This is a genomic window from Flavobacterium sp. K5-23 (assembly GCF_023278045.1).
GTDB lineage: Bacteria > Bacteroidota > Bacteroidia > Flavobacteriales > Flavobacteriaceae > Flavobacterium.
Genome location: NZ_CP056783.1, coordinates 1 through 25,599, shown reverse-complemented (window position 1 = coordinate 25,599; position 25,599 = coordinate 1). Strand labels below are relative to the sequence as shown.

25 protein-coding genes are annotated in these 25,599 nt (G+C 33.9%); 6 read left to right on the top strand and 19 right to left on the bottom strand.

Annotated features, from left to right (window positions below; all coding sequences use genetic code 11):
- Nucleotides 1-29: 29 nt before the first annotated feature.
- Genes FLAK523_RS00125 through FLAK523_RS00110 form a run of 4 tightly spaced genes read right to left on the bottom strand, consistent with a single transcriptional unit; the run spans nucleotide 30 to nucleotide 3,376 of the window.
- Entirely contained in the window at nucleotides 30-683 is a 654-nt protein-coding gene (locus FLAK523_RS00125) for an SCO family protein (protein WP_248905108.1), read from the bottom strand.
- Nucleotides 652-1,248 carry a toxin-antitoxin system YwqK family antitoxin gene (locus tag FLAK523_RS00120; RefSeq protein WP_248905106.1) on the bottom strand — a complete coding sequence of 199 codons (597 nt, stop codon included), beginning with the start codon at nucleotides 1,246-1,248 and terminating at the stop codon, nucleotides 652-654. Before FLAK523_RS00120 ends, FLAK523_RS00125 begins: the two co-directional genes overlap by 32 nt.
- Nucleotides 1,248-2,024, bottom strand: a complete 777-nt coding sequence (locus tag FLAK523_RS00115; RefSeq protein ID WP_248905104.1) for a YHYH protein — start codon at nucleotides 2,022-2,024, stop codon at nucleotides 1,248-1,250. The genes FLAK523_RS00120 and FLAK523_RS00115 overlap by 1 nt, the downstream gene beginning before the upstream one ends.
- 17 nt (nucleotides 2,025-2,041) lie before the next feature.
- Nucleotides 2,042-3,376, bottom strand: a complete 1,335-nt coding sequence (locus FLAK523_RS00110; protein WP_248905102.1) for a sulfatase-like hydrolase/transferase — start codon at nucleotides 3,374-3,376, stop codon at nucleotides 2,042-2,044.
- A gap of 240 nt (nucleotides 3,377-3,616) precedes the next feature.
- Here FLAK523_RS00110 and FLAK523_RS00105 point away from each other — a divergent pair, with 240 nt between their 5' ends.
- Nucleotides 3,617-5,023 carry an APC family permease gene (locus FLAK523_RS00105; RefSeq protein ID WP_248905099.1) on the top strand — a complete coding sequence of 469 codons (1,407 nt, stop codon included), beginning with the start codon at nucleotides 3,617-3,619 and terminating at the stop codon, nucleotides 5,021-5,023.
- A 272-nt stretch (nucleotides 5,024-5,295) separates the two neighbouring features.
- On the opposite strand, the gene FLAK523_RS00100 is transcribed toward FLAK523_RS00105, so the two are convergent.
- Together FLAK523_RS00100 and FLAK523_RS00095 are read right to left on the bottom strand one after the other, a co-directional pair.
- On the bottom strand, nucleotides 5,296-6,744 hold the full coding sequence (locus tag FLAK523_RS00100; RefSeq protein ID WP_248905098.1) for a glyceraldehyde-3-phosphate dehydrogenase: 1,449 nt from the start codon (nucleotides 6,742-6,744) through the stop codon (nucleotides 5,296-5,298).
- A 160-nt stretch (nucleotides 6,745-6,904) separates the two neighbouring features.
- Nucleotides 6,905-8,305 carry a trypsin-like peptidase domain-containing protein gene (locus FLAK523_RS00095; protein WP_248905096.1) on the bottom strand — a complete coding sequence of 467 codons (1,401 nt, stop codon included), beginning with the start codon at nucleotides 8,303-8,305 and terminating at the stop codon, nucleotides 6,905-6,907.
- A 136-nt stretch (nucleotides 8,306-8,441) separates the two neighbouring features.
- Between FLAK523_RS00095 and dapF the strand changes: the two genes are divergently transcribed.
- The 5 genes from dapF to FLAK523_RS00070 all read left to right on the top strand — a co-directional run bounded on the left by dapF (nucleotide 8,442) and on the right by FLAK523_RS00070 (nucleotide 12,914).
- Complete coding sequence (dapF, locus tag FLAK523_RS00090; protein ID WP_248908111.1) at nucleotides 8,442-9,224, top strand: diaminopimelate epimerase; 783 nt, start codon at nucleotides 8,442-8,444, stop codon at nucleotides 9,222-9,224.
- Nucleotides 9,225-9,244: 20 nt separating this feature from the next.
- Nucleotides 9,245-9,772, top strand: coding sequence for a GNAT family N-acetyltransferase (locus FLAK523_RS00085; protein WP_248905094.1), 528 nt, complete (start codon nucleotides 9,245-9,247; stop codon nucleotides 9,770-9,772).
- 95 nt (nucleotides 9,773-9,867) lie between these two features.
- Complete coding sequence (mltG, locus tag FLAK523_RS00080; protein ID WP_248905092.1) at nucleotides 9,868-10,908, top strand: endolytic transglycosylase MltG; 1,041 nt, start codon at nucleotides 9,868-9,870, stop codon at nucleotides 10,906-10,908.
- A 41-nt stretch (nucleotides 10,909-10,949) separates the two neighbouring features.
- Nucleotides 10,950-11,831, top strand: coding sequence for a DUF2279 domain-containing protein (locus tag FLAK523_RS00075; protein ID WP_248908110.1), 882 nt, complete (start codon nucleotides 10,950-10,952; stop codon nucleotides 11,829-11,831).
- Nucleotides 11,832-12,275: 444 nt separating this feature from the next.
- Nucleotides 12,276-12,914 (top strand): peptidoglycan-binding protein LysM, encoded by a 639-nt coding sequence (locus FLAK523_RS00070; RefSeq protein WP_248905090.1) that lies wholly within the window; start codon nucleotides 12,276-12,278, stop codon nucleotides 12,912-12,914.
- A gap of 78 nt (nucleotides 12,915-12,992) precedes the next feature.
- Here FLAK523_RS00070 and FLAK523_RS00065 read toward each other — a convergent pair whose 3' ends face one another.
- From FLAK523_RS00065 to dnaA, 13 genes are all read right to left on the bottom strand, one after another.
- The gene (locus tag FLAK523_RS00065) at nucleotides 12,993-13,523 is read right to left on the bottom strand and encodes a hypothetical protein (RefSeq protein ID WP_248905088.1); all 531 of its coding nucleotides are present in this window, start codon (nucleotides 13,521-13,523) and stop codon (nucleotides 12,993-12,995) included.
- A gap of 226 nt (nucleotides 13,524-13,749) precedes the next feature.
- A complete protein-coding gene (locus FLAK523_RS00060) occupies nucleotides 13,750-14,286 on the bottom strand; it encodes a hypothetical protein (RefSeq protein WP_248905086.1) in 537 nt (178 codons plus the stop codon).
- 353 nt (nucleotides 14,287-14,639) lie between these two features.
- A complete protein-coding gene (gene scpA / locus FLAK523_RS00055; RefSeq protein ID WP_248905084.1) occupies nucleotides 14,640-16,772 on the bottom strand; it encodes a methylmalonyl-CoA mutase in 2,133 nt (710 codons plus the stop codon).
- Between the two features lie 48 nt (nucleotides 16,773-16,820).
- Nucleotides 16,821-18,185: a methylmalonyl-CoA mutase subunit beta gene (locus FLAK523_RS00050; protein WP_248905082.1), complete on the bottom strand. Its 1,365-nt coding sequence runs from the start codon at nucleotides 18,183-18,185 to the stop codon at nucleotides 16,821-16,823.
- A 31-nt stretch (nucleotides 18,186-18,216) separates the two neighbouring features.
- A complete protein-coding gene (locus FLAK523_RS00045; protein ID WP_248905080.1) occupies nucleotides 18,217-18,540 on the bottom strand; it encodes a septum formation initiator family protein in 324 nt (107 codons plus the stop codon).
- Between the two features lie 145 nt (nucleotides 18,541-18,685).
- Nucleotides 18,686-19,294 carry a uridine kinase gene (udk, locus tag FLAK523_RS00040; protein WP_248905078.1) on the bottom strand — a complete coding sequence of 203 codons (609 nt, stop codon included), beginning with the start codon at nucleotides 19,292-19,294 and terminating at the stop codon, nucleotides 18,686-18,688.
- Nucleotides 19,295-19,634: 340 nt separating this feature from the next.
- The gene (locus FLAK523_RS00035) at nucleotides 19,635-20,516 is read right to left on the bottom strand and encodes an SDR family oxidoreductase (protein WP_248905076.1); all 882 of its coding nucleotides are present in this window, start codon (nucleotides 20,514-20,516) and stop codon (nucleotides 19,635-19,637) included.
- 78 nt (nucleotides 20,517-20,594) lie between these two features.
- Complete coding sequence (locus FLAK523_RS00030; RefSeq protein ID WP_248905074.1) at nucleotides 20,595-21,722, bottom strand: methionine aminotransferase; 1,128 nt, start codon at nucleotides 21,720-21,722, stop codon at nucleotides 20,595-20,597.
- A gap of 86 nt (nucleotides 21,723-21,808) precedes the next feature.
- A complete protein-coding gene (locus FLAK523_RS00025) occupies nucleotides 21,809-21,961 on the bottom strand; it encodes a hypothetical protein (RefSeq protein WP_248905073.1) in 153 nt (50 codons plus the stop codon).
- A gap of 221 nt (nucleotides 21,962-22,182) precedes the next feature.
- Nucleotides 22,183-22,674, bottom strand: a complete 492-nt coding sequence (locus FLAK523_RS00020) for a DUF4440 domain-containing protein (protein WP_248905071.1) — start codon at nucleotides 22,672-22,674, stop codon at nucleotides 22,183-22,185.
- A 229-nt stretch (nucleotides 22,675-22,903) separates the two neighbouring features.
- On the bottom strand, nucleotides 22,904-23,626 hold the full coding sequence (locus tag FLAK523_RS00015; RefSeq protein ID WP_248905069.1) for an SAM-dependent methyltransferase: 723 nt from the start codon (nucleotides 23,624-23,626) through the stop codon (nucleotides 22,904-22,906).
- Between the two features lie 70 nt (nucleotides 23,627-23,696).
- Nucleotides 23,697-24,164 carry a low molecular weight protein-tyrosine-phosphatase gene (locus FLAK523_RS00010; RefSeq protein ID WP_248905067.1) on the bottom strand — a complete coding sequence of 156 codons (468 nt, stop codon included), beginning with the start codon at nucleotides 24,162-24,164 and terminating at the stop codon, nucleotides 23,697-23,699.
- A gap of 7 nt (nucleotides 24,165-24,171) precedes the next feature.
- Nucleotides 24,172-25,599 carry a chromosomal replication initiator protein DnaA gene (gene dnaA, locus FLAK523_RS00005; RefSeq protein ID WP_248905065.1) on the bottom strand — a complete coding sequence of 476 codons (1,428 nt, stop codon included), beginning with the start codon at nucleotides 25,597-25,599 and terminating at the stop codon, nucleotides 24,172-24,174.

The following is a 25,599-nucleotide window of genomic DNA, read 5'->3' as shown; positions in this document are numbered from 1 at the left end:
TCTAAGAATATAAAAAAGCTGCATTTTCATTAATCAAAATTTTCTTGTTCTAATGTGCGAATGTCATCAATTAATTGATACATTTCTAAAAGGAGTGTTCCGTTATAAATACCTCTTATTCTTTTGTTTTTGTCAATTAATAAAAAGTGCTCAGTATGTAAAAATTCTGAGCCATCTTTGGAAAAGCCAATGTCCTCTTCAGCAAAATAGGATTGTCTAGCTAACTTGTAAATTTCGCTTTTATTTCCTGTTAGAAAATGCCAGTTTTTTGACTCAATTCCATATTCATTTTTGTATTTTTTTAAAACGTGTGGTTTGTCTATCCAAGGCGTAACGGAATAAGATAGAAATACTATTTGACTATCATTTCCTAAACTGTCATTCACCACCTTTAGATTGCGAGTCATATTAGGGCAAATACTACCACAAGTAGTGAAAATAAAATTGGCGATATGAATTTTTCCCTCGATGTTTTTATTCGAAACAAAAACACTGTCTTGATTTAAGAATTTAAAATCTTCAATTTTATGGGTGATTTTCGTTGCTATTTCAGCCTCATCAGTAATAAAAACTGGAGTGAAAGTGGGTTCGTTATAATAAGGTAAATTAATTGAGTCTTTGTTGCTGTTGTTGCAACTTAATAGTAGTGCGCTACTGATTATTAAAAATACTATCCGATACATTTTTACAATTTTTAGTTCCTAATAATCCATATCTTTTTCCCTTTAGGATAACATAATTGGCTCTTATTTTACCGTTGTCATACCATAGTTTTTGGACTCCTTCTTCTTGTCCTTTTTCGTAATGTGCTAAATGGTACAATTTACCGTTTTCATCCCATTCTTTCAATTCACCTTCATAATAATCTTGTTTAGCAACAAAGGAGAATTTTTTATTTCCGTTTTCCCAAAAACTTTCTTGTTTTCCTTCTTTTGCACCATTATTATAATAGCGAATTTCTTTTAATTGTTTGCTGGGAAACCATTTTTTAGAAACCCCATGTAATTTTCCATTTGCATAACCATCAATTTCAAGAGTGTCATTAGTGTTTGAAAGTTGATAGATAAATCCAGAATATTTTTGACTATCTATAAATACGATATCATTTTTATAAACAATATTACTGGATGAAATAAGAACATACACTTTAGGAACAATATTCGATTGTTCGGTTGGTATATTCTCTTCATCGCGTTGTTTACAAGAAACGATACAGTATAATACAAAAATTAATAGAATATACTTCATTATTGAGATACTGTTCCGGCTGAACCATAATACCCATTTCCATTTAAATAAGGACTATCGCTGGTAAAATGATAGTGATATGTGCCATTAGGGTAGTCTATTGTAGCGTGGGTATGTCCATGATATGCGTCTAAAGCATTGCTGGTTACTGTAGTTCCATTTTCATCTTGTGGTCCATAAACGGGAAAGCCATCTAATAGGAACCCCATCAATCCGGATTTAGTTGATTTTATAGTTGTTAAATATATAGGTTCTACGTGATAATGATATTGACCTGATTGTTGTGGATGACCATAGTATTTGTCAAAACTGGCTATTTCTCCTGTTAGTTCTTGATTGTTTGGCCCCGCGTATTGATTGTAAAAAGGAACTCCGTTTATAGCAACTCCAATTGGGCCTAGTCCTGTAGGGGTGTGTGATGCTGTAACACTTGGATTAAGCGGAATCTTGAACGTGAACGATTGGGTGGTTATGATATTAGGATTTTTCATAAAAGTTACACCGGTAAAAGTTGTTCCACTATAGGCTTCATATAATGCGTTTGAAGTAGCATAATAAGGGCTTTTATGATCAGGAGTACCATTCGATTTTATAGTTATATAGGTACCATCAGTTGTTATGCTGTTTGCACCATATATTTTTGTGTAAACCGCAGGAATAGTAGTTGATCCTATGGGTGTTGGGGACGTAGTATCGTCTTTACTGCAATTAGAAAAACTTAGTACGGCAATTGTGCTAAATGCGAATCCTTTGATAATCGATTGAATTGTGTTCATATTGTATTGGTTTTTATTTATAAACTAGCTTTTATTTTTCGAAGTTCATCCAAGTTCTGTTGAGCCTCTGTTGTTAATGTGGTTTGTAATAAGTTTTTTTCTTCAAAAGGGTCAATGCTTAAATTATATAATTTTTCCGAATTGTTTTCTAAATGGATTAATTTATAATTGATGTTTCTTATGGTATAGCCATCAGAATTTGGGGAAGATTGCCCAAATTGTTCGCTATAGGCAAAGGTTCTTTTTGATGCATTAGCATTGGTGAAAAGAGGTTTCAGACTTATTCCGTCTTGATAGTTTGCACTACTTGCCCCTGTTATATCAGCAAAAGTAGTGAACAAATCAGGCCCTTGAACCATAGCATTTTCCACTGTATTTTTTCGAGTTATATTTTTTCCACTGATTAGTAATGGAGAGTTGATTCCTCCTTGGTACAAAGTGCCTTTTGATCCAATTGTTTTGTAAGGAGTCTGTGCAACTTGTGTTGGAGTTCCATTATCGCCTATAAATACAAAAACCGTGTTTTCTTTTTGTGCTGCTGTTAGGGACTTAATAAGCCGTGCGATTTCTTTATCCATTGCCTCAATTGATGCTAAATAATATGGAAATGGGTTTGAATTTATACTAGCTTGATTATCTGATAAAGTTTGATCTGTAATGAGGTTTAGTGGTGGTCTATGAAATGGGGTATGAGGAGCATTAAAAGCGAGCCATAAAAAGAAGGGCTTTGTTTGTTGTTGAATCCAGCTTACGGATTGATTTACAAGATGAGTAGTGGTATAGGTAGTGTTGTTTTGTTGTTTACCGCCACTTGTTTGAGTCCAATTCGTGTAACTAGGGACACCGCCAGTAAAAATCCCGGAATAATACCCCACGCCAAAACTCTCTGGAGCATCAAGCTGATTTGCCGCACTTACATGCCATTTGCCTATTATTGCTGTAGCATATTTATTGACAGTTTTATCATTGATATATTTTTGTATTATGGTTTCGTTACTTTGTAGAACTGCAGTACTTGGAGTTTGAACACCGCCTACACCTGTACGGAATCCGTATTTACCTGTAAGAATAGAAGCTCTGGTAGGTGCGCATACTGGACTTGACCAGAAATTAGTAAATGTTATTCCAGTTCTTGCCAAGGAATCTAAGGTTGGGGTAGTGGCTTTAATTCCTGATATACCGGGATATTTTCCATATACATCCCAACCCATATCATCAGCTATTATAAAAATTATATTTGGCGAACTTGAAGTATTTATAGTTGAATGACTATTTTCATCTTTTGAACAAGAATATAAAGATAGCATTGTAGCAATTGCTAAAATTATTAATAGAGATATCTTGTATTTCATTTGCACGTACAGTTTTGGATTTACACAAGTTAGATATCATTATTATGAAATAGTTTAATGTGTGTATCCTATTTTCGAATAAAATCTTAGAGAGCATTTAATACCATTAATTAGGAACTTCTTAGTAGATTATTTTTATGGCAGCCAAGAGTTTAAAAGATTAATCGGAACTTTTATTTCTGGTTTACTCTTTTTCGAAAAAAAGTATATCTTTAGCCAACTAATAACCAAACCAAAAAAATGGAAGACAATAACCAAGAAGATTTTAAGAGAGAGTTAGGCCTTCTCGACGGGACCATGCTCGTTGCAGGCTCGATGATAGGTTCAGGAATATTTATTGTGAGTTCTGATATGGTACGCCAACTGGGTTCTGCAGGATGGCTTATCGCGATGTGGGTACTTACCGGATTAATTACGGTGATTGCTGCTGTGAGTTATGGCGAGCTGAGTTCTATGTTTCCCAAAGCTGGTGGTCAGTATGTATATCTAAAGGAAGCTTACGGAAAGCTAATTGGTTTTTTATATGGCTGGAGTTTCTTTGCCGTGATTCAAACCGGTACGATTGCTGCTGTAGGGGTTGCTTTTTCTAAATTTGCGGCTTACTTATTTCCATCGTTTAGTGATAAAAATATACTCTATGAAATTGGAGATTTTAAGCTTAACGCGGCCCAAATTGTTTCGATTGTAACGATTGTTTTACTGAGTTATATCAACAGCCGCGGGGTGAAGAACTCTAAGATTTTACAAACCGTTTTAACTGTTGTCAAAATTCTGTCGTTAGCAGGGCTAATCATTTTTGGATTTATGGCTGCCAAAGCTGAGGTTTGGGATGCTAACTGGACTAATGCTTGGGTTTCACAATCAATGGATGTGACGAGTGGTTCTTGGATGCCTATCAGCGGAACAGTATTGATATCTGCAATATCAGCTGCATTAGTGGGATCGATGTTCTCAAGTGTGGCTTGGGAAGGTGTGACTTTTATAGCTGGTGAAATTAAAAACCCAAAACGCAACGTGGGTCTAAGTTTATTCTTAGGGACCTTAACAGTAAGTATAATTTATGTATTGGCAAACTTAATGTATCTGGCCGTTGTGCCTTTGCAGGATATTGCCACGGCCGAATCAGATCGTGTGGCTGTAGTGGCAGCTAATAATATTTTTGGCTCTATAGGAACTTACATCATTGCTATTATGATTATGATTTCGACTTTTGCTTGTAATAACGGATTGATTATGGCGGGTGCCAGAGTGTATTATACAATGGCCAAAGACGGTGTGTTTTTCAAAAAAGCGGCCGAATTGAATAAAGCCAGCGTTCCTGCTTGGTCTATTTGGGTACAGTGTTTATGGGCTTCAGCTTTGTGTTTGACAGGGAAATACGGTGACTTATTAGACTTTGTGGTAATAATTGTTTTAATATTTTACGTACTTACGATTCTTGGAATTTTCATTCTGCGCAAGAAAATGCCAGATGCCGAAAGACCTTATAAAGCCTTTGCTTATCCTTTTCTACCGGGACTTTATATAGTTGTTGCTAGCGCTATTTGTGTTGCTTTGTTGTATACTAAAACAAGTACGAGTGGTTGGGGTGTTTTAATAATGCTACTTGGGATTCCAGTGTATTATTTAACAAAAGCGAAGGAGTAGTTTTTGGAGAAAGAGAAAAGAATAAAGAGAAAAGAATAAAGAGGAAAGAATAAAGAGAACAAAAATGAATTGCGTAGAGAAGGCGCTGTATCTGATGCTATCTATTTTCTTTATTCTAGCTTCTATTTTCTTTTTGGTAAACATAAAAAAATCCGTCTCGTTATAATAACGGGACGGATTTTCTATTTAATCCAGGTTGGCTTGCTGGTATTTTCAATCTAAAACTAAAACTAAAAACTAAAAATGGCTTGCGACAACCTGTAAGCTATTGGCTAGTAATACGTAAAACGTCTTACTTTAGCAATATATTTAGCTAAACGAATTACTTGGTGACTGTAACCGTATTCATTATCATACCAAATGTATAAAACGATGTTTTTTCCATCAGCTGAAACGATAGTAGCATTACTGTCATAGATTGATGGAGCAGAAGTCCCAACAATATCCGAAGATACTAGTTCGTTATTCATTGAATATTTAATTTGCTCTACTAATTCTCCTTCTAATGCGTATTTTTTCATAATAGCATTAAGCTCAGAAACAGAAGTTTCTCTGCTTACCTCTAAGTTTAAAACTACCAAAGATCCGTTTGGAACAGGAACACGAATAGCATTCGATGTTAATTTTCCAGCTAAAGATGGCAATGCTTTTGCAACTGCACTTCCTGCACCTGTTTCAGTGATAACCATATTAAGTGCTGCAGCTCTACCACGACGGTATTTTTTGTGCATATTATCCACTAAGTTCTGGTCATTAGTATAAGCGTGAATCGTTTCTAGGTGTCCTTTTACAACTCCTAATGTGTCTTCAACAGCCTTTAATATAGGTGTGATAGCATTAGTAGTACAAGAAGCTGCCGAGAAAATATTTACTTCGTCAGGATTGTATTCATTATGGTTTACACCGTGAACGATATTTGGAACTCCTTTACCTGGAGCAGTCAATAACACTTTGTCAGCACCTTTTGAAGTCAAATGACGACTTAAAGCCTCTTCTGTAGTGAAAGCACCTGTATTGTCAATAATTAAAGCATTGTTAATTTCGTAAGCAGTATAGTCAATTTCTTCAGGAGAATTTGCTGTAATGATATGAACAGTAGTACCGTTTATGATAAGTGCATTGTTTTCTGGATCAGCAGTAACTGAACCTTGAAAATCACCGTGGATAGAGTCATAACGCAATAATGAAGCTCTTTTTTCAAGGCTTGAAGCGTCATTTTTATCTCTGGTTACAATGGCTCTCAATCTTAATTGATTTCCTTTTCCAGTTTTAGACATTAATTCACGTGCCAATAAACGACCGATACGACCAAAACCGTATAGTACTACATCTTTAGGTTGAATTTCCTCAGATGATTTAGCATCTTTCAATTTGTCCAATACAAAATGTCTTGCGTCTGGATATTTGTCTTCTTCTAGAAGGTACTCATATGTCAATTTACCAATATCTAATTTTGATGGTGGTAATTCGATAGATAAAATCTCTCTTGCGATTTCAACTGAAGAGAATACATTGATAGGTTTCCCAACAAATTCACCCGCATATTGATGCAAGTTGATAATGTCATTTACATTTTTATCAAGTAATTGGTTTTTGAATAAAACCATTTCAATGGATTTATCATACCATAAATCACTGATAATTTTGATTAATTCGACTCCAGCACGTCGTCTGTCGACTTGAAATGAAACTTCTTGTTGGTACAAAGTTGTGTTGCTCATAAGGTGAAAATTTGTAAAAATTATGTAGTTATTTTTTTAAAATTTGCCGCAAAAATACCCATTTCAATCGATTTCGTAAACTATTTTGTGATTTATTTTCAATAAAAAAGCCAACTTGTTTTTACAAGCTGGCTTTCTCTATCGTTTAAGGTTAAAAAGATTAGATGATAATTCGAATGATTTCCCCGTTTTTATTGACCATTTCGATTCTTACACTCTGTTTTTCGTCTTTTTTGTCTAATAATTTACTTACTGTTTCTATATCAGTGGTTTTTACATTGTCGATACTTAAAATGATATTGCCTATTAGCTCCTCATTGTACTGCATTAAATTTTCATTGTTGATGGATTTAATTTTCACGCCATAATTGAGTCGGAATTTCTTTTTGTCAGCTGCATCTATATTTTCTAACTCGATGCCTTTAAATTCCGTACTGAAAAACTCGTTTTTACTCAGCGTTACAGTTACTACTTTATTTTGTCCGTTTCTGATGTATGTCAGCTGAACTTTGTCATTGGGTCTTTTTGTATTTATATAACCAGAAAGATCAGCATATGTCGCAATTTTTTGATTATCCAGTTTTATTATAATATCTCCCTTTTCAAGACCTGATTTTTCGGCACCAGTATTTTTGTTTACCTTGTTTATATAAAAGCCTTCGGTGATATTAATTCCTAATTCCTTAGAAGCCGTAGCGTTCAATTCACCACCTTCAACACCTAGAATTCCTCTTTGTACATTACCAAATTCCATAATGTCTTCGATTATTTTTCGAGCATTATTAGAAGGAACGGCAAATGAATATCCTACATAAGATCCCGTCATTGATGAGATCATAGTATTAATGCCTATAAGTTCTCCTCTTGTGTTCACTAAGGCGCCTCCGCTATTTCCAGGATTTACTGCGGCATCTGTTTGTATGAAAGGCTGTATTCCGCTTGTGCCAATATTTCGCGCTTTAGCCGAAACTATTCCTGCTGTAACCGTTGATGTAAGGTTGTACGGATTTCCAACAGCCAGTACCCATTCTCCAACTTTTACATTATCTGAATCACCAAAAGTGGAATAAACCAGTTTCTCTCCTGTATCGATTTTTAAAAGAGCAATGTCCATTTTAGAATCGGTTCCAATGAGTTTTGCTTTGTATGATTTTTTGTTGTTGAGTGTGATTTCGATTTCCGAGGCATCTTTTACAACGTGGTTGTTTGTCACGATATAGCCATCTTCAGAAATAATAACTCCGGAACCCGTCCCAATTTGTTCTTGGGTTTGTCCTCCTTTGTATCCGTAAAAATATTCGAGTATGGGATTGTTTGTGCTTTTATAAGAAACATTTTTTACGTGAACTACAGTGTGAATAGTAGTTTCGGCTGCTTCAGTAAAATCAAGTATTCCTGCTGACAGCCCTACTTTTTTACCGTAAGAATCAGTTGCTAGAGTTGTTAGGGAGTTTTTGTTATTCGAAAAATAACCATTACTCTCAAATAATAATTTGTAAGCACCTAAGGTAGTGGCGCCACTCAATAAGGAAACCAAAAATAAGTTAGATAATCTTTTCATAGTAGAGTCGGTTTTATGTTATTTGTGGAGTAAAAATAAAGCTAAAATTATACCGTAAAAAAGAGTTTAACGCTCTTTAACAATGATTAACATTTCATTAATAGTTTGTACTTTTGTAGAACACAATAATAATAGGATGCAAATAGAATTTAATAAATACCAAGGAACAGGAAACGATTTTGTAATGATTGATAATCGTACGGGTTTTTTTCCAAAAGAGAACATAAAGCTTATTGCACATTTATGTGACAGACGTTTCGGGATAGGCGGAGATGGTCTTATTCTATTAGAAAATGATGCTGAAACTGATTTCCGAATGGTATATTATAATTCTGACGGGAACCAAAGTTCTATGTGTGGTAATGGAGGGAGATGTTTAGTGGCTTTCGCCAAAAAGCTTCAGATTATTCAAGATAGTACAATTTTCATAGCAACAGATGGTTTGCATAAAGCCACAATTGCTGATGATGGATTTGTTTCTTTACAAATGAAAGACGTGTCTTCTATTAATATCAATCCTGATTATTCATTCCTTGATACAGGTTCGCCGCATCACGTGCAATTAGTGGATAATTTGAAACAATATAATGTAAAAGAAGAAGGAGCTGCTCTCCGATACGGTGATTTATACGGTAAAGAGGGAAGTAATATTAATTTTGTCAGTAAAGTAGATAATAATACTTTTTCTCTTCGCACTTATGAAAGAGGTGTAGAAGATGAAACATTGGCTTGTGGGACTGGCGCAACAGCTGTGGCAATAGCGATGAATGCCACGGGAGCTACACAGTCAACATCTATCGATTTGAATGTAGAAGGTGGGAAACTAGTGGTTTCTTTTGATAAAAAGGACAATCAGTATACTAATGTTTATCTAAAAGGACCTGCCAAATTTGTTTTCGAAGGAACCATTATAGTATAAATAAAATTACAAATCTAAAAATGATAACTTTAAAAGGGGATACGATTTACTTACGCGCTTTAGAACCCAATGATTTGGAGTTTGTATACGCTATGGAAAATGATGAAAATATCTGGGATGTAAGTAACACCCAGACACCTTATAGTCGTTTTTTAGTAAAGCAATATCTAGAGAATGCTAATCAAGATATCTATGAGGCTAAACAATTGCGATTAGCAATTTGTCAAGACGAGGATTTTCCGGCCATTGGTTTAATTGATTTATTCGAATTTGATCCAAAGAACAATAGAGCGGGTATAGGTATTGTAATTCAGGCAAATGGCAATCGAAATAAAAAGATTGGTTCAGAAGCTTTAGAGTTACTAATTAAGTATTCTTTCAGACATCTTAATTTACATCAATTGTATGCAAATATAAGTTCCGAAAATGAAGCAAGTAAAGCTCTTTTTACTAAATTTGGCTTTCAAAAAATTGGAACAAAAAAAGATTGGATACTTGTAAACGGAATCTATAAGGATGAAGATGTTTTCCAATTAATTAAAAAATAATCAAACTGAGAAGTTTTGCTTTCGACAGGAATCAAAACACAGTTAAATGGGAAAAGCGTAGATTCTTTTTCCAATAAAAAAGTAAAAACCCACTTATGAATTTAAAGAAAATTATATCGATCAGTGCTATTGCATTAATATCTATCTTAATTGTTTACGGTTTTGTTTTACTAAGACAGATATTTACAGATAACACAAAGTTTTCAGAGAAAGAATTATATGTTTATGTTCCTACTGGAGCTACATATGAAGAGGTGAAAGTTTTAATTGCTCCATACATTGAACATATGAATCGCTTTGAAATGGTGGCTAATAAAAGGAATTATCCCGAAAATGTGAAACCGGGACGTTTTTTATTTACTAAAGGAATGAATAGCTACGAATTAGTAAAATCTTTAAGGATGAATGTGCCGGTAAATCTGGCCTTCAACAATCAAGAACGTTTAGAGAATTTTGCTGGTCGTATTGGTTCCCAAATTGAAGCTGATAGTTTATCATTACTTAAAGTGATAAAAGACTCTGTGTTTTTGAAAGAAAACGATTTTAATGAAGACAATGTTTTGGTAATGTTTATACCTAATACATATGAAATCTATTGGAATACATCGGCATTAAAGTTTAGGGATAAAATGATAAAAGAATACCGCAATTTCTGGAATAAAGAACGTCTGGCAAAAGCGGAGAAACAAGGGCTGACTCCAATAGACGTAACAATCTTAGCATCAATAGTTCATAAAGAATCAGTAAAGAAAGATGAAAGACCTAGAATTGCTGGCGTTTATTTAAATCGCTTGAGAATAGGAATGCCTTTACAAGCAGATCCTACAGTGATTTATGCAATCAAAAAGAAGGCTGATGATTTTGAACAAGTTATCAAACGAGTCTTTTATAAAGATTTAACGATGTCATCACCTTATAATACATATATGAATATTGGACTTCCTCCAGGACCAATAGCGATGCCTGATATTACAGCTTTGGAAGCAGTGCTAGATCCTGAGAAGAATGATTTTATTTATTTCTGTGCCAGTGTGGATCGTTTTGGATACCACGAATTTGCAGCAACTTTAAAAGAGCATAATGTAAATGCCAAAAAATATTCGGATTGGATCAACAGTCAAGGGGTAAAAAGATAGTTTTGAATTATAAAAAATCAGGATTCTTTTTACTGCTGCTAATGTTTGGGCAGTTTGTTTCTATAGCCCAAAGTAATTCAGATAGTTTTCTAAAACCATCCGATTCTTTAAACATCAAAAGAAGAAATGCCGTTATCATTTCTGAAGCTGTAGTGGCATCAGCAACTTTGATAGGCTTAAACCAACTTTGGTATGCCGATTACCCTAAATCAGATTTTCATTTTATAAATGACAATTCGGAGTGGTTGCAGATGGATAAAGTAGGACATTCTTTTTCGGCTTATCATTTAGGAAGATTTGGTTCAGAAATGCTGAATTGGAGCGGGGCTAGTAAAAAGGAGCAGTTAATTTATGGAGCAGGAATAGGCTTTGCTTTTTTGACTGCTGTTGAGGTTATGGACGGCTTTTCATCTGAATGGGGAGCTTCATTAGGGGATGTAGTGGCAAATGCTTCAGGAACGGCTTTATATGTTTCACAAGAGTTGATATGGAAAGAACAACGCTTAACTCCGAAATTTTCATTTCATACAACTCAATACCCAAAATACAGACCCAACGTATTAGGGAGTTCATTAAGCGAACAAATACTTAAAGATTATAACGGACAAACTTATTGGCTTTCGGCCAATTTACATTCCTTTTCCAAAAACTCAAAAATCCCAAAATGGATAAATCTTGCAATTGGTTATGGAGGAGAAGGAATGATAAGCGGAAATCGTGGTGAAAGCACCTTGTTTTTGGCTACAAATACAGAAAGATACAGACAGCTTTATTTAAGCCTAGATGTAGATCTGACCAAAATAGAAACGAAATCGCACTTTTTGAAAACCCTCTTTTCAGTGTTGAATACTGTTAAAATACCAGCTCCAACTGTTGAATTTCAGCACTTTAACAAGTTAAAGTGGCACTTAATCTATTTTTAGTTATTTTTTCCTGCTTTTATATTATTTTGGTATAAACTTTTAAAAACTTCATTAATAAAAGAAGTTTTAGATATTATTTGTCTTTAATAAAGCTATTGCAGAAAAAAGTTTGACAGGAATTAATATTTTGTAAGATTGATCTTTTCATTTTGGGGATGATTTTATTCAATAAGAGTGTCAAAATTGTTCGTTTTATTTTAAATTATTTTATTTTCAGGCTTTAATTGTATCAAAATATGATTTTTTTCATATCATTTTTAGTTCTTTTTTGCAACATTTAAATTCCTAAACTACTTGCGGAAAGTACTTCTAACGAGAGGTTTAAAGAATGTATTTTTGGTTTTTAGATAACTTTAACTACCTGATATTCAGGTTTGTTTATTTTTATGTATCTTTGCGGGCAGAAATTTTTGAACGGGACAGCGTTTAAAAGAAAAACAATTTATGGTAAGAAAATGGTATTTTTATACAAGTTTGGCTATTATTATAGCTTATTTAAGCTCAGGTTTTAGACCTTTCGAGTTAGAAACAAACCAATGGTTTCTAATTAAAAATGCAAATGAAGTAGGTTACGTATTTCCATCTCAGGATCAAGAAGAGTACATCAATATGCATATTCCTTTTACTGGGAATTTATTCATAGGATTCAAAGAAGCGTTAGCTTTCAAGGAGTCAGAAGGAAAATACAAAAAAATTAATTCTTTAGGTTATTTAGGAAAGTATCAGTTTGGAGTGGAAACACTTAAATCTGTAGGCGTTTACGATGTCGCTTCTTTTTTACGCAGTCCCAAAATGCAAGAAAAGGCTTTTGTAGCCCTTTTGGAGAAAAACAAATGGGAGTTGCAGGATATAATCGAAAAATATGATGGTGTGATTATTAACGGTATTACAGTTACCGAATCCGGAATTTTGGCTGCCGCACATTTAGGTGGAGCTGGTTCTGTAAAACGTTTCTTTAGGTATAAAGGAAAGAAATTCATCAAAGATGCTTACGGAACTTCAATAAGTAGTTATATGAAAGCATTTGGGGGTTATGATACCTCACTAATAATAGCAAATAATAATGCGATTGTAAGTTTATAACAATTAGAATATATAATCTTAAAGAGTCTTTTCAAATTACTTTGAAAAGACTCTTTTTTATTTTTGGTGATTTATAAATTACCTTTCCTTTAAAATTTCTCCATTTGGACGAACTGTTAATTTACGTGTTTCTTTATTTTTTTTAATTTTAAGTTGATACTGTTTTTTAAGAACATCTCCTTCTTCCTGTGTATATAAAAACTTATCGTTTACAATGGTCCAATCTGGATATTTTTTATAAACGGAAATCATTACTGCAATGGGTAATTTTACATTTTTATAATTTTCAACTACTCGAACGAGTTTTCCTTTTTCGTTATATGTGGCAGATAGAGACCCTTTTTTAGTTTCCATTACCAATAAATAGGTCTCCGCTCCTTCGTAATCTTTACCTAAATCATAAGCTATGAATTTTTCTTGGATATTTCTTACATCTTTGTCTGGGTTATTGTCTGGTAAATAAACCGAGAAATCATTCCCAATTCTTTTAATTACAACTGCAGGTAATTCTTCAATTTTCATTTTATCCATATCCTTCATTGGCTTAACCTGTGCAAATGAAGATAAGGACAGTCCTAGTACTAACAAAGTTACAATAAGTGTTTTCATGATATTTAGTATTAAATTAATTAAGTTAAAAATAATTAAATGAATAGTCAGTAGTTTCCTTTTTAGATTTTACATTGCTACTAGCTACTATGTATTGTTCTTTTGGGGTGGTTCTATTGATTAGGTAATTTTACTTCAAGCAGATTCTATTTTAAGAAAAAGAGGCTTCTCAAAATTGTATTGAGAGCCTCTTAGTTTCTAGATAATTATATAATATTAAATTTATTTATCCTTTCAAGATGTCCCCATTAGCATGAACCACTAATTTACGTGTTTCTTTGCCATTCTTTATTTTAAGGTTGTATTGTTTTTTTATTACATCTCCATCCTCTTGTGTATAGAGATATTTATCATTCACAATTTCCCATCCGGGATATTTTTTATATACTGAATATATAACTTGACTTGGCAATTTTACATTTTTATAGTTTTCAACTACACTCATTAATTTTCCGTTTTCGTTATACGTTGCGGCCAATGAACCTTTTTCGATTTCCATAACCACTAAATAAGTTTCGTATCCTTCGTAATCTTTTCCAAGATCGTAAGCAATGAAGGTGTCTTCAAGATTCCTTACACTTGGATCAGTATTCCTGTCCGGAACATATACGGAGAAATCCTTCCCTGCGCTTTTAATAACTACTCCAGGTAAATTCTCGATGCTCATAGGTCCCTCTTTAGGAGGATTTGTATCAGTTTTAATTTGCGAATATGACGTTGTTGTTAATCCTAGAACTAACAACCAAATAAGAAATGATTTCATGATGTTTTGTTTTTATGATTAATATATAATTTAATATAATTAATTCTAAGGCATATTTTTTTTCTTCCCCTTTTTATTAACTTGAATTAGTTTATATCAATGGTTGACAGAATGTTATAAAATTGTGATTTGGAGTTTTGCATTTACATTAATGCCTTGGCTTAAGTAAAGGTAGTGAAATTGTAAGGTGCTGATAGTTAATTAAGTATGTAATTTTTGTTAATGTTTTACTGCCTTTTATTTAATATTTAACAGGAATAAACGCTTTTAGATTTATAAGGAAATTTATATATAAAAAAAACACCAGCCTGAAGACTAGTGTTTTAAAATTGTTTAATATATAAATTGTTCTGCTATTCTTGAATCAAAATTTCTAATATTTTAATTGCGGCCTCACTAATTTTTGTTCCAGGGCCAAAAACAGCGACTGCTCCTGCATCAAATAAATATTGATAGTCCTGAGCTGGGATAACCCCACCTACAACAACCATAATATCATCGCGTCCGTATTTTTTTAACTCTTCTATTACTTGAGGAACTAATGTTTTATGTCCTGCAGCAAGTGAAGACACACCTAAAATGTGAACATCATTTTCTACAGCTTGTTTTGCAGCTTCTGCTGGGGTTTGAAATAACGGACCTATATCCACATCAAAACCAACATCGGCATAACCGGTAGCTACCACTTTAGCGCCTCGATCGTGACCGTCTTGCCCCATTTTGGCAATCATAATTCTAGGGCGACGACCTTCTTGTTTAGCAAAGGCATCGGCTAGTTGTTTTGCTTTTTCAAAGCTTTTGTCGTCTTTTATTTCTTTACTATACACACCGCTAAAGGATTTAATTTGTGCTTTGTATCTCCCAAAAACCGTTTCTAAAGCATCACTAATTTCTCCCAATGTAGTTCGGTTTCTAGCTGCATCTACTGCTATTTCAAGTAAATTACCTTCTCCGGTTTGAGCACAATGGATTAGTTTTTTTAGAGATTGCTGTACTTTTTCAGAATCTCTTGTTGCTTTGATATGGTCTAGTTGCTCCAGTTGTTGCTTACGCACCATCTGGTTGTCTACATCAAGTATTTGCAATGGGTCTTCTTTTTCAAGACGGTATTTGTTAACCCCTACAATAACATCTTGTCCGCTATCTATACGGGCTTGTTTTCTAGCTGCAGCTTCCTCGATACGTAATTTCGGAATCCCAGCTTCAATAGCTTTTGTCATTCCGCCCAGTTCCTCTACCTCTTCGATAAGTTTCCAAGCATTCTCTGCAATTTCATTGGTTAGACTTTCAACATAATAACTACCTGCCCAAGGGTCAACAGTTTTAGTAATTTTAGTCTCTTCTTGTAAATATATTTGCGTGTTTCTGGCAATTCTTGCTGAAAAGTCCGTTGGTAAAGCAATTGCTTCGTCTAAAGCGTTTGTATGTAAGGACTGTGTTCCTCCAAAAGCGGCTGCAGTTGCTTCTATACAAGTACGAGCTACATTATTGAATGGATCTTGTTCCGTTAAACTCCATCCACTGGTTTGACAATGTGTTCTTAATGCCAGTGATTTTTCGTCTTTTGGGTTGAATTGTTTGACTAACTTGGACCATATCATTCTACCGGCACGCATTTTTGCGATTTCCATAAAATGATTCATTCCTATTGCCCAGAAAAATGATAGGCGAGGGGCGAATTCATCGATTTTCATTCCTGTCGCTAATCCCGTTCTAATGTATTCTAAACCATCGGCTAGGGTGTATGCTAATTCAATATCGGCTGTCGCACCAGCTTCCTGCATGTGATAACCTGAGATTGATATCGAATTGAATTTAGGCATTTTCTTGCTCGTGAATTCAAATATATCAGCTATGATTTTCATCGAAGGGGTTGGTGGGTAGATATAAGTGTTACGCACCATAAACTCTTTAAGGATGTCATTTTGTATCGTACCGGAAAGAAATTCAGGTTTCACACCTTGTTCTTCGGCAGCGACAATATAAAAGGCCATAATAGGTAAAACGGCACCGTTCATAGTCATCGAAACTGACATTTCATCTAGTGGAATTTGATCGAATAGTACTTTCATATCTTCCACAGAATCGATAGCGACTCCTGCTTTTCCCACATCACCAACTACGCGTTCATGATCAGAATCATAACCACGATGGGTAGGTAAATCAAAAGCAATAGAAAGTCCTTTTTGCCCAGCTGCTAGATTTCGTCTATAAAAGGCATTACTTTCTTCTGCAGTAGAAAATCCTGCGTATTGACGTATTGTCCAAGGACGACGAACGTACATAGTAGTATAGGGACCACGTAAATTTGGCGTAAAGCCAGCACCAAAATCAAGATGGTTGAGTTTTTCAATATCTTTTGCAGTATAGGTAGCTTTCAGTTCTATGTTTTCAGCTGTTAAAAAGCCATCAGCGATAGATTCTTGAATGTCTATATCTTGATTCGAACTTTCTAATTGAATATGTTTGAGGTCATTTCTTATCATTTGACTCTTATTTGCACGTTTAAATTGTAATTGATTACGGAATTGAAATTATTCTGAAGCGAGACGTTCCTGTTCGGTTTTCTCTGCCAGACGTTTTTCTATAATAGGAGTAATCAAGGTCTTTCTTGGTTTAATTTTTACAAAAGGGAACAGCTCTAGATCCTGTTTCATTCTGTCTTGTTTATTAGGATATTTATTAGTTCCTAAAAGCACTTCTTTTCCTGAATCAAATAATTCTTGTTCCTTGTCAGCGCTTTCCTGAATTTTTCTTTTAATGATTCCTTCGTTTAATTGTTTTAGAAATCCACCAGTAGCTTCAATGTCCTTGAATAAAGTCAATGCTTTTTCGGCTAATTGATTTGTTATGTTTTCAATGTAATAACTTCCGTCAGCTGGGTTGTTTACTTTGTCAAAATAGCTTTCGTTTTTAAGAACCAACAGTTGATTTCGGGCAATTCGATCTCCAAATTCATTGTCTTTATGATACAAGGAGTCATAAGGTAAATTTGCTACTGCATCTGCTCCGCCTATAATAGCAGACATACATTCAGTAGTAGTACGTAGCATATTGACATTATAATCATATAATGTTTTATTGCGTTTTGTAGGTGATGCAATGATATGACATTCTAAATTGTGGTTGTATTCTTTGGCTATAAGTTTAAATAATATTCGAATAGCGCGTAGTTTTGCAATTTCGAAAAAATAATTAGTCCCTACCGAAACCTGAAAAACTATGGGTTGACTGATTATAGGAATTCTATTAAAGTATTCATTGGCTTGTCCTAGGCAATAAGCAATTTGCTGAACCATATTAGCCCCGGCGTTTTGATACAAACCTGCGTCAATACTAATTACTGAATTGTCTGTTACTGCTGAAGTTAGCAAGTTTAGACTGTCAAAATTGTTTTTTTCTGTAGTGTTAAACCAGTTTCCGTCTTTGGCTAGTTGACCTATTGGGTCAAGGTTGTAATAGAATTTAGTCTTTTTTTCTTTGGCTAAAGCATCAATATTTTTCACGAAATCGATTGAAAAAAAACTTAAGTTGAAATAAACCGCTACATTTTCTAGAGGTAGTTTTTCAAGAAGTTTTACAATGTCTAAATTTTCATCTTCAATTGTAAAACGAAGGCTTTCGGCACCACGATTCAGGGTGTCTAAAGCTCTTTCGATTGATTTTTCAATGTCAAAAACAAAAATGTTTTGGCATATTTTAAAGTTCGATACCTTAGTGTTTACTGCTAGTACTTTAGAAAGTTCGTCTTTATGATAAAAAGGTTTTACCTTGATGTCTTCGGGCGAGTTCCAGATTAAAGTTTCGTTATAATCGGCACCTTTTAGTTCAAACTGGATTTTTTGTTTCCATTGTTGCGAGCTTACTGGTTCGAAATCTTCAAATAGATTAGTAGCCATTTTATTGTTGGTTTTTATAATTGGGTAATTATTATTTTTTTTCTAAGGTATCACCTTCAAACTCGATGATATAAATGTCTTCACTATCTTTTTTCATATAGTATTTCTCCCGAGCATATTTTTCTATTTGTTCTGGATTTTTGAGCTGTTTTATTTGCTCTTCATCTTTCTTTATCTCATCTTGATAATAGGTTTTGTTGTCTTCGAGTTCAACAATTTCATTGTCTAAATAGCGATGGTCAAAAAAAGAGTAGTTGTCTAGGAAAATCATCCAAACTACAAAAAACAACAGGACCCAAATGTATTTGTTTCCTATGATTTTAAACCATGGCTTGCCTTTATAAGGATTCGTCATTTTTTATTTTTTTAGCCCCGATAGAGCCGATATCCCACGTTTTTACGTGGATAAAGGCGAAAGCGGGAAATAGCTCCTAATTCTTATTTTCGTTAGAAATGATTTTTTTATTAATTTCTGGTATTGCTATAAAAATACAATAAAATTATAGAATTTTTTGATTTATTACCGCTCGGACCACATCTATGGCTACTGTATTGTATTTATCGTTTGGTATAATGATATCTGCAAATGCTTTTGTAGGTTCAATAAATTGTTGGTGCATTGGTTTTAGCGTGTTTTGGTAACGGTTTAAAACCTCCTCCATATCACGACCACGTTCCGCAATGTCTCTTTTTAAACGGCGTATTAAGCGTTCGTCTGAGTCAGCGTGAACAAATATTTTTACATCAAATAATTCTCTTAATTCGGGATTAGACAAAATTAAAATACCCTCTACAATCATCACTTTTCTTGGGTGGGTTGTGATAGTATCTTCGGTTCTATTGTGAGTCACAAAAGAATAAACGGGCTGATGAATTGTTTTATTCTCTTTCAGCTCTTTTAGATGTTTTACTAATAATTCAAAATCAATCGCGCGAGGGTGATCAAAATTGATTAATGCGCGTTCATCAAAACTCAAATTCGAGGTTTCCTTATAATAAGAATCTTGGGAAATGATTCCCACTTCTTTTTCCGGTAATTCATTCATAATCTGATGAACTACGGTTGTTTTACCGCTTCCTGTTCCGCCTGCAATCCCTATAATAAGCATAAAATGTGAGTGTTTTTTATTGATACCACAAAAATAGGAATTTAATCGGGAGTGATTTTGTTTTTCAGGAAATCTTTCAATGATTTAGTGCGTTTTCATTTGGAGCTAATCCAACTGTCTGTTTGAAGTTCTTGCATAAAACACTTTTTTTCTATAGTCCTGAAAGGAGCTTCCTTTGGTCGCTCTTTCAGGACAAGAAAAAATAGCGTTTCAAGCCGCAAAGCTTTACACTACCATTTGGGCTAAGGAGAATTTTAATTGACTTTGATTGTAACCTTTAAATACAAAAAGAGAGAGCCGATTAAACGACTCTCTCTCTTAAAAAGAATTCAGATCTTACTTATTTATTCTTTTTCGCTTTTATCATCATCTCAAGTTGGTCCCAAAGTTCCTCTGGAATTGCCTCTAATAAATTAAATTGTCCTGCGCCTTTCAGCCATTCACCTCCATCAATAACCACAACTTCCCCGTTTACATAAGCAGAAAAATCAGATACTAAATAAGCTGCTAGATTGGCAAGTTCTTGATGGTCTCCCACACGTTTTAATGGCACTTTTTTAGCCATATCAAATTTTTCGGCTAGATCACCCGGCAATAATCTTTCCCAAGCTCCTTTAGTAGGAAATGGTCCAGGTGCAATAGCATTAGTACGGATTCCGTATTTTGCCCATTCTACAGCGAGACTTCTTGTCATTGCTAGAACTCCTGCTTTTGCAGTAGCACTAGGCACTACATAAGCTGATCCTGTCCAAGCATAAGTAGTCACGATATTCAATATTGTAGAAGAGGTTTGTTTAGTGTCGATCCAGTGTTTACCAAAAGCTAGTGTGCAGTTCTTGGTTCCTTTTAACACAATATCAATAACAGTGTCAAATGCATTAGCCGATAATCGTTCTGTTGGTGAAATGAAATTTCCGGCAGCATTGTTTAACAATACATCTACTTTTCCAAAAGCTTTCAATACACCTTGCAACATATTTTCTACCTCTTCATAATGACGAACGTCACATTGTAAAGGCAAACAAGTTCCGCCTGTTTCGGCTTCTAATTCAGCTGCTGTATTCTTTAGTTTTTCTAAATCTCTGGATGTAATGGCAACATTAGCTCCTAATTCAAGGAAATATCGTGTCATTGCTTTTCCTAAACCACTACCACCACCAGTCACTACAATCACTTTGCCTTTTAAGGCATCGTCACGTAACATTTTATCTGTATAATTCATATCGTATTAATTTTTAGAGTTGTAAATATAATAAAAATAAAATAGTATGCACGCATAATAAAATAAATATTCCGATGATTATATGGCACACAATCTTTTGGCAGCTTCTTCCAAAGTAGCGTTGTCTTTTGCAAAACAAAACCGAATTAAATGCAAATCTTTCCCGTCAGCATAAAAAGTAGATATGGGTATGGCTTCCACTCCGTGTTCAGTAATTAACCTTTTACAAAAATCAACATCATTTTCATTTGATATAGTAGCATAAGAGGCTACCTGAAAATAAGTCCCCTCACAAGGCATAAGTTTGAAGCGGCTGTTTTTTAGTAAATTGCGGAAATAGTCTCTTTTTTCCTGATACATACTCCCAATTTCCTCAACAGAAACTACATCTAGGTATTCACTTATGGCAACCTGAGACAGGCTGTTTACGCTAAATACTAAAAATTGATGCACCTTTTTGATTTCTATCATCAAATGTTCCGGCGCAATTAGGTACCCTATTTTCCAACCTGTAATATGAAAAGTCTTCCCGAAAGAGGAAACCATAACGCAACGATTTAAAAGTAGACTGCGAGTATGTGAAGAAATGTGTTTCTCTTCAAAGGTGATGTATTCGTAGACTTCATCCGAGAGTACGATGATTTCAGGGAATTTCAGTAATAATTTTTCTAAAGCCTCAAAATCCGATTCGGTTAAGATTTTCCCGGTAGGATTATGCGGATTATTGATAATAATCATTTTAGTTCTTGAAGAACAGGCTTTTTCTATGGTTTCCCAGTTGGGCGTGTAATCATCATTCAAAGCAACACGAACCGGTTTAGCATTACATAATAAAACAGGCGCTTCATAACAATCATAACTTGGATCTAAAATGATCACTTCGTCATTTGTTTTGATTAATGCTTGAATCGTGGTAAAAATAGCTTGAGTGGCTCCTGCTGTTACCAGAATTTCTGTTTCCGGCCAAACAGTTCTTCCGTATGATTTTTTAATAAGAAGTGCGATTTTAGATAATAGAGGAGGGTAGCCCGCCATAGGAAGGTATTGATGTACATTCTCTTTGGCTAAATTGGCCACAATAGTTGTTAATCGATCATCAACAGGGAAATTTGGAAATCCCTGCGAAAGATTGATGGCATTATATTCGGTTGCCATTTTAGACATTACCGTAAAGATACTTGTGCCAATATTTGGAAGTTTACTCATAAAAAAAATCATTAATTCTAATTATAAAATTAAGTATTTTATAATTAGAATTAATGATAATAATAGATTTTCAAATAAGTATCTCTTTACTTTGATTTGGTCTCTGATGTGTTACCGCCATCATTCCATCCTCTCATAAATTCAGATTTCGATTCTTCCCAATTGTAGATAGTTTCGAAAGCTAAGAAGGCAAGCATCCCTAATACAAATACGTTAATGTCTCTTTTAGTTATTTTCATTTTAATTAGTTCAAAGATTAGTTTGGCTAAAATAGAAAAAACATTTAATTTGTAGTTAAAAAATTACATTATTATATGATAAAAGTGCAAGACGATTGTGTAAGAGTAGTGTTTTTTTAGGTTTTTTTTGTTTCTTTATGAGTTATCTATAATAAAAACTGAATATCTTCGAAAAGAAAAAAAGCACTCCAAATAAAATAAAGTGCTTTACTAGTAGAATATTATTTTTTAGGCATTGGCATATCTGAATTGCCCATATCTCTAATGCAAATGTATTTTCCGTCCCTTTTTTCAAATAGACTCATAAAGTTTCCGCTCATCATTTTAGAATTTTTAGCGTCATCAACCTGGTATCCTCCAATTTCAACAACCTGATTTCCATCATTTGATACGTGTATTTCTTTGGTTTCAAAACTTATTTTTGCATCCTTTGGAAAAGTTTTTAGATCTTCCATCATTGATTCATGAATTGCTTTTTTACCTTCTAAAGGTTTTTTTTCGTTTGAAAAACTAATTGCATCTTCAGCATAATAAATAATACCATCAGTATTTCTTTCATTATAGGCTTTAGCAAAAGCATTTTCCAATTCTTGAATTTCTGTTTTAATTGCCTCTTTGTCAATTATAACTACTGGAGCCTCTTTTATTTGACAGGCTAGCATTAAAGAAATGATAACCAGTACCAATCCTCCCTTTAAAATCTTGTTTTTCATAATTAAATTTAGATTAAAATTTATACTAATGATTTTGTGTAAGATTTGGGATGTTAAATTTAGGTATAAAATACTGATAATCAGTCTTTATGTTGTTTTATTTGTTGGAAGATTTTTTTTATAAATAAAAAAAATCTCGATAATTAAGAAAACTTAAGAGATTTCTAATTATCGAGATTTGCCTTTTTCGTGCTTTAAATTCAATGAATGGATCAAGTAAACTAATACGTTACATTTTATGAATGATAAATATTGTTGGTCGGTTGTGCAAATCGACTGTCTCTTTTTTCCAAGCAGAGGCTCTTTTTGTTTTAATATACTCAGTAGGGAGAGTAATATCTGTGGCAACGCATAGATAAGTTTCAGGATTTAAAGCCTGTAGAATATCTTCTAGCATTTTGTTGTTTCTATACGGAGTCTCAATAAAAATCTGAGATTGATTTTTGTCTTGAGATGTTTTTTCTAAATTCTTTAAGGCTGTTTTTTTCTCCCCTTTTTCAATAGGCAGATATCCATGAAAAGTAAAACTTTGACCATTCATTCCAGAAGCCATCATAGCAAGTAGGATAGAGGATGGGCCAACTAAAGGTACCACCTGAATTCCTTTTTCGTGTGCTAACTTAACAATTACGGCACCAGGATCAGCAACACCGGGGCAACCTGCTTCGCTCATTAAGCCTACATTTTTACCTTCCAATAGTGGTTTAATGAATTCTAGATGCTCTTTTACTTCGGTACGTTTATTTAATACAAAAAGCACTAAATCTGATTGTTTTTTATCTGGACTGACAAGCTTAATTGATTTACGAGCTGTTTTTTCGTTTTCAACAATATAATGGTCAATGAAATCAATACTTCTTTTTATGGTTTGTGGTAACACATCCATAGGATCACAATCACCCATTGTAGTTGGGATTAAATAAAGTTTTCCTAATAAAGTAGTTGGTTTCATAAGTATGATTTTATGTTTCTATTTGATAAGATAGCCAGAAGGCTTCAATTAGAATGTTATTTGTGAAAATTTAGGAATGCTTGGCAATTAACTTTTCAGCAATTATGGTGCAAGCTTCATCAAGCATGTCGTAAACAATATCAAATCCGTTTGTTAATCCAAAATAAGGATCAGGAACATCTACATTTTCTTTTGGAAATAATTCGTTCAGGATGATTTGTACTTTGTTTTTTTGTTCGGGATTTTTAGCCAGTTCAATTACATCATCATAATTGGATTTATCCATAACATAGATATAATCAAAGGTGTCAAAATCAGTAGTTTTGAATTGCCTCCCTTTTTGTTTTGAAATGTCTAGTTTGTTTATTTTGGCTGTAGCAATGGAACGGGCATCGGGAGATTTACCCACGTGCCATGGACCAGTTCCTGCGGAATCTACAGTAAATTTGTTTTTAGGAAGTTTTGAAGCTAAAATACCTTCAGCAAGTGGAGACCTGCATATATTTCCTAAACAAACCATTAATATTTTTACGGGCATGATGCGTTTATAGCGTTAATTTTTTATGAATGTCTTCGACAAATTTCTTGAAATGTTTGTCGGTTGCAACTAAATTGTCAACAGTTTTACAAGCGTGTAAAACAGTAGCGTGATCACGATCTCCAATTTGAGAACCAATATTTGCTAAAGAGGCTTTAGTGAATTTTTTGGCGAAAAACATAGCCAGTTGTCTTGCCTGAACGACATGTCTTTTTCTGGTTTTTGACTGCAGCGTTTCTAAATCCAATTGAAAATAGTCCGAAACAATTTTCTGAATGTAATCGATCGAAATTTCGCGTTTTACATTTTTCACAAATTTTTCAACTACACTTTTGGCCAATTCAATGGTCACTTCTTTCTTGTTGAAAGAAGATTGTGCAATAAGAGAAATAATTGCTCCTTCTAATTCACGCACATTTGATTTAATGTTGCGAGCAACATATTCAATTATCTCTTCAGGAATTTCAACTCCATCACGATACAGAATATTTTTCAGGATTGAAATTCTAGTTTCATAATCAGGTTGGTGTAATTCAGCAGACAATCCCCATTTGAAACGTGATAATAAACGTTGTTCAATATCTTGCATGTCTACAGGCGCTTTATCAGAAGTCAGGATTACCTGTTTTCCGTTTTGATGCAAGTAGTTAAAGATATGGAAAAACACATCTTGTGTTCCTGATTTTCCAGAAAGGAATTGAACGTCATCAATTATTAAAACATCGATAAGCTGATAAAAATGAATGAAATCATTTCTATTGTTTTTCTTAACCGAATCAATATATTGTTGTGTGAAAATTTCAGCTGAAATATATAAAACTGTTTTTTCAGGGTATTTGTCTTTTATTTCTACACCAATAGCATGCGCTAAATGGGTTTTTCCTAAACCTACACCACCAAAAATCAATAATGGATTAAAGGAAGTCCCACCTGGTTTATTGGCAACAGCCATACCTGCAGAACGAGCTAGTCTATTAGAATCTCCTTCAAGGAAATTATCAAAACTGTAATTGGCATTAAGTTGCGATTCAATTTTTAAATTTCTAATACCAGGAATAACAAAAGGATTTTTTAATTCTGGGTTTAGGTTTTTAAAAGGAGCATCAACTTCTTGTGGTTTCATGGGAACACGATTTGAACTAGGCAATTGCTCCGTAAAGGGTTGCTTATTACCATAAGTGTTTTCCATTTTGATTTTATAGAGTAACTTTGCGTTTTTACCAAGTTCTTTAGTTAAAGCAACTTTTAATAATTTCACATAATGCTCTTCTAACCATTCGTAGAAAAATTTACTAGGAACCTGAATATATAATGCGTTATCGGTAAGTTCAACTGATTTGATCGGTTCGAACCAAGTTTTGAAAGCTTGATCCTGAATGTTGTCTTTAATAAAAGACAAACAGTTTTCCCATACTGATTGAGCAGTTTTGTTCAT

What these genes read in the sequence shown, in the direction of transcription:
- FLAK523_RS00125 (WP_248905108.1), bottom strand. Translation starts at nt 683, where the DNA reads ATGTATCGGATAGTATTTTTAATAATCAGTAGCGCACTACTATTAAGT.
- FLAK523_RS00120 (WP_248905106.1), bottom strand. Translation starts at nt 1,248, where the DNA reads ATGAAGTATATTCTATTAATTTTTGTATTATACTGTATCGTTTCTTGT.
- FLAK523_RS00115 (WP_248905104.1), bottom strand. Translation starts at nt 2,024, where the DNA reads ATGAACACAATTCAATCGATTATCAAAGGATTCGCATTTAGCACAATT.
- FLAK523_RS00110 (WP_248905102.1), bottom strand. Translation starts at nt 3,376, where the DNA reads ATGAAATACAAGATATCTCTATTAATAATTTTAGCAATTGCTACAATG.
- FLAK523_RS00105 (WP_248905099.1), top strand. Translation starts at nt 3,617, where the DNA reads ATGGAAGACAATAACCAAGAAGATTTTAAGAGAGAGTTAGGCCTTCTC.
- FLAK523_RS00100 (WP_248905098.1), bottom strand. Translation starts at nt 6,744, where the DNA reads ATGAGCAACACAACTTTGTACCAACAAGAAGTTTCATTTCAAGTCGAC.
- FLAK523_RS00095 (WP_248905096.1), bottom strand. Translation starts at nt 8,305, where the DNA reads ATGAAAAGATTATCTAACTTATTTTTGGTTTCCTTATTGAGTGGCGCC.
- dapF (WP_248908111.1), top strand. Translation starts at nt 8,442, where the DNA reads ATGCAAATAGAATTTAATAAATACCAAGGAACAGGAAACGATTTTGTA.
- FLAK523_RS00085 (WP_248905094.1), top strand. Translation starts at nt 9,245, where the DNA reads ATGATAACTTTAAAAGGGGATACGATTTACTTACGCGCTTTAGAACCC.
- mltG (WP_248905092.1), top strand. Translation starts at nt 9,868, where the DNA reads ATGAATTTAAAGAAAATTATATCGATCAGTGCTATTGCATTAATATCT.
- FLAK523_RS00075 (WP_248908110.1), top strand. Translation starts at nt 10,950, where the DNA reads ATGTTTGGGCAGTTTGTTTCTATAGCCCAAAGTAATTCAGATAGTTTT.
- FLAK523_RS00070 (WP_248905090.1), top strand. Translation starts at nt 12,276, where the DNA reads ATGGTAAGAAAATGGTATTTTTATACAAGTTTGGCTATTATTATAGCT.
- FLAK523_RS00065 (WP_248905088.1), bottom strand. Translation starts at nt 13,523, where the DNA reads ATGAAAACACTTATTGTAACTTTGTTAGTACTAGGACTGTCCTTATCT.
- FLAK523_RS00060 (WP_248905086.1), bottom strand. Translation starts at nt 14,286, where the DNA reads ATGAAATCATTTCTTATTTGGTTGTTAGTTCTAGGATTAACAACAACG.
- scpA (WP_248905084.1), bottom strand. Translation starts at nt 16,772, where the DNA reads ATGATAAGAAATGACCTCAAACATATTCAATTAGAAAGTTCGAATCAA.
- FLAK523_RS00050 (WP_248905082.1), bottom strand. Translation starts at nt 18,185, where the DNA reads ATGGCTACTAATCTATTTGAAGATTTCGAACCAGTAAGCTCGCAACAA.
- FLAK523_RS00045 (WP_248905080.1), bottom strand. Translation starts at nt 18,540, where the DNA reads ATGACGAATCCTTATAAAGGCAAGCCATGGTTTAAAATCATAGGAAAC.
- udk (WP_248905078.1), bottom strand. Translation starts at nt 19,294, where the DNA reads ATGCTTATTATAGGGATTGCAGGCGGAACAGGAAGCGGTAAAACAACC.
- FLAK523_RS00035 (WP_248905076.1), bottom strand. Translation starts at nt 20,516, where the DNA reads ATGAATTATACAGATAAAATGTTACGTGACGATGCCTTAAAAGGCAAA.
- FLAK523_RS00030 (WP_248905074.1), bottom strand. Translation starts at nt 21,722, where the DNA reads ATGAGTAAACTTCCAAATATTGGCACAAGTATCTTTACGGTAATGTCT.
- FLAK523_RS00025 (WP_248905073.1), bottom strand. Translation starts at nt 21,961, where the DNA reads ATGAAAATAACTAAAAGAGACATTAACGTATTTGTATTAGGGATGCTT.
- FLAK523_RS00020 (WP_248905071.1), bottom strand. Translation starts at nt 22,674, where the DNA reads ATGAAAAACAAGATTTTAAAGGGAGGATTGGTACTGGTTATCATTTCT.
- FLAK523_RS00015 (WP_248905069.1), bottom strand. Translation starts at nt 23,626, where the DNA reads ATGAAACCAACTACTTTATTAGGAAAACTTTATTTAATCCCAACTACA.
- FLAK523_RS00010 (WP_248905067.1), bottom strand. Translation starts at nt 24,164, where the DNA reads ATGCCCGTAAAAATATTAATGGTTTGTTTAGGAAATATATGCAGGTCT.
- dnaA (WP_248905065.1), bottom strand. Translation starts at nt 25,599, where the DNA reads ATGAACAAAACTGCTCAATCAGTATGGGAAAACTGTTTGTCTTTTATT.